Source organism: Serratia plymuthica NBRC 102599 (assembly GCF_001590925.1).
Classification (GTDB): domain Bacteria; phylum Pseudomonadota; class Gammaproteobacteria; order Enterobacterales; family Enterobacteriaceae; genus Serratia; species Serratia plymuthica.
The window spans coordinates 244,972-253,754 of sequence record NZ_BCTU01000003.1 but is presented as its reverse complement, the minus strand read 5'-3'; the positions used below and the strand labels follow the sequence as shown (position 1 = coordinate 253,754).

The following is an 8,783-nucleotide window of genomic DNA, read 5'->3' as shown; positions in this document are numbered from 1 at the left end:
GCAGAAAACAGACTGTAATCTCTTCTTATTTTCATTTCACTATTTAATATTCATCACAAAAACTGCGTTTTGCCCCTTGTTTCATCACATATCCTTCGCCTGCGGTCAGGTTTAATTGTTAACTTAAACATAACAATAAAGTAATAATTAAACGGCGGGACGCCGACTTCACTGCTTATCTGGCTCGGAGAAGACAACATGACAGAAACAACCTCGGTCATTGGGGATGGGGATGCCGCCGAACTGGCGGTTCAGGATAAAAAACAGCGTATTTTCGCTATCGTTGGGGCTTCATCGGGAAACCTGGTGGAGTGGTTCGATTTTTACGTTTACTCTTTCTGTTCGATCTATTTCGCCGCCTCGTTCTTCCCCGCCGGTAACAGTACAACCCAGTTGCTGCAGACCGCCGGCGTCTTTGCTGCGGGCTTTTTTATGCGCCCGATTGGCGGTTGGCTGTTCGGTTATATCGCGGATAAACATGGCCGTAAAAATTCGATGTTGATTTCGGTCTGCATGATGTGCGCCGGATCGCTGGTGATCGCCTGTTTGCCAACCTACGATTCGATCGGCAGTTGGGCGCCGGTGTTGCTGTTGGTAGCTCGGTTGTTCCAGGGCCTTTCCGTGGGGGGAGAATATGGCACCAGCGCTACCTACATGAGTGAGGTGGCGATCAAGGGAAAGCGCGGGTTCTATGCTTCCTTCCAATACGTGACGCTGATTGGCGGCCAGTTACTGGCGCTCTTGGTGCTGGTAGCGTTGCAGCAAATCCTTTCTACAGAAGAGCTGAAAGCTTGGGGTTGGCGCATTCCATTTGCGCTGGGCGCAGCGTTGGCGGTGGTTGCGCTGTACCTGCGACGTTCACTGAATGAAACGTCCGATGCGAAAACCAGGAGTCATAAAGACGCTGGTTCGTTGAAAGGTCTGTGGAAAAACCGTAAGGCGTTTCTGATGGTGCTGGGCTTCACCGCCGGCGGTTCATTAAGTTTCTATACCTTCACCACCTATATGCAAAAATACCTGGTGAATACCTCAGGCATGGACGCCAAGTTGGCCAGCGGCATCATGACCGCCGCGTTGTTTATTTACATGCTATTGCAACCGCTGGTCGGTGCGTTCTCGGACAAGATTGGCCGCCGTAGTTCAATGCTGGTCTTCGCTTCGTTTGCCACACTGATGACGGTACCTATTCTGATGACGCTGAAAAGCGTGTCCAACCCTTATGCGGCATTCGGATTGATAGTTCTGGCGTTGTTTATCATCAGTTTTTACACGTCGATCAGCGGGCTGTTGAAAGCGGAAATGTTCCCGCCGGAAGTGCGCGCGCTGGGCGTAGGGCTGTCTTATGCGGTAGCAAACGCAATGTTTGGCGGCTCTGCGGAGTATGTTGCCTTGTCGCTGAAATCGTTCGGTGTGGAGAACGCCTTCTTCTGGTATGTCTCCGGCATGTGCCTGCTGGCACTGATCGTTTCGCTCAAGTTGCATCGCAAGGGGAAAGAGGTCCAACTGTGAATCATCGAGTGGCGTGATACAGACTATAGCCGGTCGCTGCACCTGCCACATCCCAGGCAAAATCTTTCCAGCTCCAGCCGGTGCCGCCTTCGCGGCTGTCATACAGCTCTTTGGCCGCACCGAGCCCAATTGAAAACATCAGGCCGAAGCTGCGGCTTCTGGCCTCATTCCAGTTTTGGTGATCGCCATAAGCGGCGCCGGCGGCGGCAAAGGCCGCAGAGGCGACAAAATGCTGCGCCTTATCTTTACCTGTCCAACTGTCGTTCGCCAGATGAGTGCAACCGCTGGTGAACAGCAAAAAGGGCAGGATAAGCAAGAGGCAGAATGGGCGCATAATGAAAACATCCTGTTGTCATGACATACAAAAAACCCCAGCATTGGCCGGGGTCTGTGATAGCTGAATTATAGCGGGATTACAGTATACGGCTAATCAACCGGTCAATACGGATACGGCGCAGACGACGGATCAGTTTGCGCACTTTGACCGGATACTGCTGAATTGTTTGTAATTCAAGGTAGTTGCCCACCACGGTGGTATGGGTGCGGATACACTCCAGCTCTTTGTGGCGTTGCTCGCGCATCTCTTGTTTCGGATCGTGGATCAGGATGGCGTTCTCCAGATCCAGGCGCCAGGCACGCGGATTAAGGTTGTTACCAGTGATCAATTGCCACTCGTCATCTACCCACATGCCTTTCAGGTGATAGCTGTTATCGCCGTCTTTCCACAGGCGCACGATCAACTGGCCGGTATCGATATAACGCTGCAGGCGACTGAGAAAGCGTCGTAGGTTAATTTCGTAGAGGTAGGGCAGCGCACCGATAATTTTGAACGGCTGATCTTCCGGAATGTAAAAGTCGTTGGCCGTTTTGTCGCCGACGATGATTTCAACCTGTTTGCCCTCGCGCAGCAGATAGATGATATTGCGCACCAGCAGCGCTGGCAGGTTGAAATAGGGGGTACACAGCGTCAGCTTTTGATCGGCGCAGGACATCAGATGATGAATGGTTTTATTCAGGACGCTCTGTTTGCCGAGCCCAACCAGCGGCGTTACCGCCAGTTCATCGTTGCCCGCCGTGTTGCGGAACTGATAACCGGCCCGGCGCAGGCTGAAGCGGAATAAACGCGTTTCGTTTTTGATCTCCGGGCTTTTCGGCCGATCGTCGCGATCCAGGCGCTGTACCGCGCCAGCGGCCAGCAGGTGCTGCTTGATGTAATCGATCAGGGCATTGGCCAACGCGCCATTAGTGATCAACTGATAACGATCGTAACGGTATTTCTCATGCTGATGCAGGTAAACGTCATTGATACTGGCACCGCTGTAAATAACGGTATCGTCGATAACAAAGCCCTTCAGGTGCAGCACTCCCAAGGCTTCACGGGTATTTACCGGCACGCCGTATATCGGAACTTGCAGCCCCGGATGCTGGTCTGCCATTGAGCAGTACCAGTCGGCATTGGTATTGGCGGCCGCAGCGCCAATGCGCCCACGCTGGGCTCGATGCCAGTCAACCAAGATGCAAATCTCCAGCTCCGGACGCCGTTGCTTTGCCTGATAAAGCGCATTGAGAATGTCACGCCCGGCGTCGTCATGCTCCAGATACAGAGCGACCAGATAGATGCGTCGGGTGGCATTAGCGATCAATTCCAGCAGCGTAGTGCGGTAATCAGACGGTGCGTACAAAGTACGTACGTCAGCTACCGTCTGGGGGAGTTTTGGCAGTTGTGCAAGGTGTTGTTGATGTTTGCTACGTTTAAATTTTGACAACATCACAGTGCGCTTCTTCTCTCATGATTAGATGGCCGGAACGCCAAATACGTAAAAACAATAAATCGAATAATCGGGCGATAATACCACTAGTTGTCCCGATTGTGCGTATGTTTTGGCGTTAAGTGATGGATTCGTAGCACATTGCGACACTGGTCACTGCGCTTTGTCAGCCTGCAACGGCAGGGTCAAATTGACGATCCCGTCTTCAAGTTGCACATCAATACCAAAGCCCAGCCGTTGTGCCAGCGCAATCATACCGCGGTTGTTCGGCATGGTAATGCCGGTCAGGCGGGTCAGACCGTGGGCGCGGGCATAGGCGATCATTTTTTCCAGCAATTGGCGGCCGAGACCTAACCCTTTCAAATCTGAACGCACCAGCACGGCGAACTCCGCGTCGGTATTGTCCGGATCGGAAAGCGCACGTGTTACGCCGATAATTTGTTCGTCGCGCACGGCGACAAAAGCCATCTCCCGATCGTAGTCGATCTGCGTCATGTTAGCCAAATCGTCGTGGGTAAACTCATTGATCTCACTAAAGTAGCGGTAGTAGAGGTCTTCCTTGGTCACGCGATCGATAAAGTGCTTCAGGGTTGGCTCGTCTTCCGGCAGGATTGGTCGGAACAGGCATTGTGATCCGTCTTTCAGTCGGATAATTTCTTCCAGCTCATGGGGATAAGGGCGGATCGCCAGCCGTGCTTGCGGGTCGCCCTCGAACGGCGCTATTTGCATGGAAACGTCCAGAAGCGTGAATTCGCTGCCGGAGGCCAGCACCGGATGGATGTCCAGCCGGGTGATTTCAGGGCAGTCGAGGATCAGGTTGGATACCTGTACCAACAGGCGGCTCAGCCCGGGAATATCCAGCGGTCGCAGTGCGCTGCGCCCACGGATTTTTCCTCCTTTAACCGCCTGCAGCACCAGATAGCGCGCCAGCGCCATATTCAGCGGCGGCAAGGCTACGGAGACCTGATTTTCCTGCCGCCATTCAATGCCGCCTTCGCCCAGCATGATTAGAGGGCCAAAAATAGCGTCCTGCTCCACGGCAATGCGCAACTCTTGCGCTCCGGCACGGTTGGCCATGCTTTGCACCAGCAGGCCGTGAATGCGGGCCTGCGGATAGGTACGTTTTACGCGATCGAGAATAGCGTCCGCCGCACGCTGGACTTCGGTGGCGGTGCGCAGGTAGAGCATAACGCCCTGCACCTCTGACTTGTGAGGAATATCTGGCGAGCGCAGTTTCAGCGCCACCGGATAACCGATTTGCTCGGCGATGTGTACCGCTTCGGTGCTGTCTTCGGCAATCCAGGTGGGCAAGGTGGTCAGATCATAGGCCTGCAGAATGGATTGCACTTCGTGGGTATCGAGCTGTGTCGCCCCTTCAGCCAACGCCTGATGGATCAACCGGTGGGCATCGGCGGTGTTGGCCGTCAGGCCGACCGGGAGCGCCGGCGTCTCTTTCAGCTGCTTCTGGTTGCGGCGATATTCCACCATATGCATAAAGGCGGTCACCGCACCTTCCGGGGTGCGGTAGGTCGGGATACCGGCCTCGGTAAACAATCGTCGGGCTTCTTGCGACGAGTATTCGCCACACCAGTTGGTGAGCAGCGTGATGCGTTTACCGCGCGGGTGCTGGCGAACCGCATCGATAATGCGTTCGGCGGTGGCGGTGCCCGGTGCCGCCGCACTTGGGGCGTGGATCAGCAACAGGGCATCGTAGTCGTGGCTGTCGAGCAGCGCCTTGACTGCCGCCAGATAACGTTGCGGCGTGGCATCATCGCGCAGATCGATCGGGTTACCGGCGCGAATAAACTCCGGCAATGCCGCGCCGAGCTGCGCCAGGCTCTCTTCCCCCAACTGCGCCAGCTTGCCGTTGCGGCCTAGCAGTTCGTCTAACGCCATCGCTGCCGGTGCAGCGCCGTTGCTGACGATCATCAGCCGCTCACCGCGCAGCGGATGCATGTGGCTCAGGGTTTCCACCGCGGAGAACAGTTCGTGGGTGTCCTGAACGCGCAGCAAACCCGCTCGCTGGATGGCGGCATCATAAGCTGCGTCCAGACCTTGCTGGCTGTTGAGCAGCAGTTGGGCCTGTTGGCTGCGACCGCTTTTGATCACCAGTATCGGTTTGTTGCGCGAAGCGCTGCGCGAGGCAGACAAAAAGCGGCGTGCGTCGCTGATGTTTTCCAGATACAGCAAGATGGCGCTGGTTTTACTGTCGCGAGCCAGAAAATCCAGCAGGTCGTCGACGTCAATATCCAGGCTGTCACCCAGCGCGATAAAATAGGAAAACCCGACCTCGCGCTGCTGCGCCCAGTCGAGAATGGTATTGGCGACGGCGGCGGACTGAGAAATGAACGCCAATTTGCCCTTGAGGATCGGCACCGGAGAGAAGCTGGCGTTGAGACCTTGCCATGGCGCCAGCAGGCCCAGGCTATTTGGCCCAAGCAGACGCATCGAGTAACGTTGTGCGCAGGCTTTCAACTCGGCGAACTGTTCCGGTGGGGATGAGAGCACAATGGCGGCTTTACAGCCGCGTTTGCCCAGGGCTTCAATCAATGCCAGATTGCGTTGCGCGTGGGTGCAGAGTATCGCCAAATCGGGTGTAAGCGGCAGGCTGGCGACGTCAGGGTAGGCCATCACGCCGCACACGGCCTTATAGCGAGGAGTGACCGGCATTACCGGCCCGCTGAAGCCACCGGCCAGCAGGTTGCTCATCATCAGGTTACCGGCGCGGCCGGGCTGTTGTGAAGCGCCGAGAACGGCAATCGATTTAGGACGTAAAAGCGCTTCTAACCCTCGCTGGCTCATGCACGGCTCCTTTTGGCAACGTTACCCCTGATTCTAGGCGTTTTGCGGCAGCTTTGCTGTGACCGGTGCCTCCGGGCGCGTAGGTTTCCCGGCCAGATACTGTTGACGGAAATAACGAAAATGCTGGTTCAAACCTTCAGATGCGGCGGCATCGCCGGCCTGCTGCAACAGCGCCGCCGCCACTTCTGCCGTGCAGTGCTGCTCGGTGCGGCTGGCTTCACGCAGCTGGTAATTGGAAGCGGCGGTCACATTGAGTGAGAATACCGGGAATGCGTTCAGATACGGGCTCTTGCGGAACATCTTGCTCGCCTCGGTCCAGGTACCGTCGAGCATGATAAACAGCGGCGGTTTGCCACCGACCGGCAGTTCGCTGAACACCGGCCGCTCAGGCGCGGCGTAGGAGGCTGGGAAGACTACGTAAGGCTGGCGTTGCGGATCGTTAATCGCCTTCAGCAACTCGGGGTCGATCTCGGTACGCGACCAGAGGAACGCTTGGGTATCCGGCAGGATATCGGCTATCAGGCGGCCGGTATTGCTGGGTTTCAACGGCTCCGCGCCAAACATGATCAAACAGAAACGGCTGGCGGCCGGCTGCGGCTGGATGGTGTCGCACAGGCAGTTTTTATGGGGCAGCAGGCAGCCCTGACAACGCGGTACGCGATTACCGCGCGCCAGAAAAGGGCGGGTAGAGCGTTCCAGACGAAATTGGCGCAGGCGGAGTACGGCGTTGTCAGTCATAAATATCCTGGGGAAAACGGCTATTGTAGCGCAGAAAAAAGCCCGGCGGGAGCGCGCGGGCCAGTTCGAATGGCGGCGGTGTCGTCCACAATGGGCAACACCGCCTATACCCTATGGATTTCAAGTTGCAGCCAGGCGCCCAGCTCACTCACCCCAGGAGCTTACTTAGGTAAGTGACTGGGGTGAGTGAGTGCAGGTAACAACGCTGCAGCTTGAAAGGCGACGGGTATATACTTTCTGCGTTAAACTAGTTCATTGAGCCAGTTATCGAACGGCGTTTTCGGCATCGCGCCGTTGAGCATGTCGACCATTTTGCCTTCACGGAACAGCATGATGGTCGGAATGCTGCGGATACGGAAGCGGGCGCTCAGTTCCGGTTCGGCTTCGGTGTTCACCTTCACGAAGCGTACTTTACCGGCGCGTTCTTCGGCAACGTCCTCGAAGACGGGCGCAAAGTTGACGCAGGGGCCGCACCACGGCGCCCAGAAATCGACCACTACCGGCAGGTCATCCTGCAGCAATTGGTCCAGCGTGGCTGCGGTGGCGTTGATCACTTCGCCGTCAAATAGCGGGTGGCCGCAGCGGCCACATTTCGCGCCGTCCGTCACACGTTCTTCAGGTACGCGATTGGTGGCATTGCAAGCTGCACAGACTGTATTCATGTTTACCTCGGAGACTGGGAAAGCATTCCACGCCGCAGTCAGGTTGCGGAGTTGTTTCTTTAATGCTGGTTATTATCGGTAAAAACGGAGCATTGAACAAAGAGGTTTGTTCAATGGATACGATAGTTGTTAGCTTTTGGCGCAAGTAGGTGGCTTAGCACCCCAACATCAGGTAATCTTCGCGCCCTGCGCGTTGGTGGAGAAGACAATGAACGATTCATTTAGTGGCAAAAACGGTAAAGTTAAAGTGATGTACGTCCGCAGTGACGACGACAGCAGCAGCGACGACCGTAACAAGAATAAACGTCCGGCCGGCAAAGGCCGTCCGGCTGACGGTGCGCGCTCGGGCCGTACCGGTCAGGACAAGCCGCGTGGCAATAATGATCGCCGTGGCTCCGATTCTCGCCGCAGTGAAAGCGATCGTCCTAGCCGTCCGGCGCGTACTGAAGACCGTGGCGGTTATGATTCGCCGTGGAAAACCGTGTCACGTGCCCCGGAAGAAGAGCCGGCGTTCGATCACGGTGGTATCAGTGGCAAAAGCTTTATCGATCCAGAGCAGTTGCGCCGTCAGCGTGCGGAAGAAACCCGCGTCTACGGTGAGAATGCCTGTCAGGCGCTGTTCGCCAGCCGTCCGGACGCCATTGTCCGCGCCTGGTTCGTGCAGTCCGTTACACCGCGTTTCCGTGAAGCGCTGCGCTGGATGGCGGCTAACCGCAAAGCCTACCACGTGGTGGATGAAGAAGAGCTGGCGAAAGCGTCCGGCACCGAACACCACGGCGGCGTGTGTTTCCTGATCAAAAAGCGTCAGGGTCTGGATGCGCAAACCTATCTGAAAGAAGCTCCGGCGAAAGATTGCGTGCTGGCGCTGGAAGAAGTGGGCAACCCGCACAACCTGGGCGCTATCGTCCGTTCTTGCGCCCACTTTGGCGTGAACGGTGTGCTGTTGCAGGATCCGGCGGTGCTGGAATCCGGTGCGGCGGTGCGTACTGCTGAAGGCGGCGCGGAACACATCAAAGCGATTAACGCCGATGATTTCCTGTCGGTGCTGGATACCTTCCGCAAAGCGGGTTACACCATCGTCACCACCTCAAGCCACAAAGGCACGCCGTTGGCGCAGGCCAAGCTGCCGTCCAAAATGGTGCTGGTGCTGGGCCAGGAACGTGACGGTCTGAGCGACAGCGCGTGGCAGCAGGGTGATATGAGCGTGTCTATCGGCGGTACCGGCAAGGTGGAAAGCCTGAACGTATCGGTCGCGACCGGCATTTTGCTGGCCGATTGGTGGCGTCAGAATCAGGCGTAACGG

The 8,783-nt window shown here is 56.4% G+C and carries 7 protein-coding genes; 2 read left to right on the top strand and 5 right to left on the bottom strand.

Going from position 1 to position 8,783, the window contains the following annotated elements:
- The first annotated feature begins 198 nt into the window (after positions 1–198).
- Positions 199–1,509: an MFS family transporter gene (locus SPL01S_RS03160; protein WP_062868360.1), complete on the top strand. Its 1,311-nt coding sequence runs from the start codon at positions 199–201 to the stop codon at positions 1,507–1,509.
- A gap of 1 nt (position 1,510) precedes the next feature.
- Here the strand turns inward: SPL01S_RS03160 and SPL01S_RS03155 are convergent, their stop codons facing one another.
- From SPL01S_RS03155 to trxC, 5 genes are all read right to left on the bottom strand, one after another.
- Positions 1,511–1,843, bottom strand: coding sequence for a YfiM family lipoprotein (locus SPL01S_RS03155; RefSeq protein ID WP_062868359.1), 333 nt, complete (start codon positions 1,841–1,843; stop codon positions 1,511–1,513).
- 79 nt (positions 1,844–1,922) lie between these two features.
- Positions 1,923–3,278 (bottom strand): CDP-diacylglycerol--serine O-phosphatidyltransferase, encoded by a 1,356-nt coding sequence (pssA, locus tag SPL01S_RS03150; RefSeq protein WP_062868358.1) that lies wholly within the window; start codon positions 3,276–3,278, stop codon positions 1,923–1,925.
- A 153-nt stretch (positions 3,279–3,431) separates the two neighbouring features.
- The gene (locus tag SPL01S_RS03145) at positions 3,432–6,080 is read right to left on the bottom strand and encodes a bifunctional acetate--CoA ligase family protein/GNAT family N-acetyltransferase (protein WP_063197536.1); all 2,649 of its coding nucleotides are present in this window, start codon (positions 6,078–6,080) and stop codon (positions 3,432–3,434) included.
- Positions 6,081–6,113: 33 nt separating this feature from the next.
- A complete protein-coding gene (locus SPL01S_RS03140; RefSeq protein ID WP_062868356.1) occupies positions 6,114–6,818 on the bottom strand; it encodes a tRNA-uridine aminocarboxypropyltransferase in 705 nt (234 codons plus the stop codon).
- A gap of 242 nt (positions 6,819–7,060) precedes the next feature.
- Positions 7,061–7,480 (bottom strand): thioredoxin TrxC, encoded by a 420-nt coding sequence (gene trxC / locus SPL01S_RS03135; RefSeq protein WP_004953796.1) that lies wholly within the window; start codon positions 7,478–7,480, stop codon positions 7,061–7,063.
- Between the two features lie 208 nt (positions 7,481–7,688).
- Between trxC and SPL01S_RS03130 the strand changes: the two genes are divergently transcribed.
- The gene (locus SPL01S_RS03130; RefSeq protein ID WP_006327493.1) at positions 7,689–8,780 is read left to right on the top strand and encodes a tRNA/rRNA methyltransferase; all 1,092 of its coding nucleotides are present in this window, start codon (positions 7,689–7,691) and stop codon (positions 8,778–8,780) included.
- Positions 8,781–8,783: the final 3 nt, after the last annotated feature.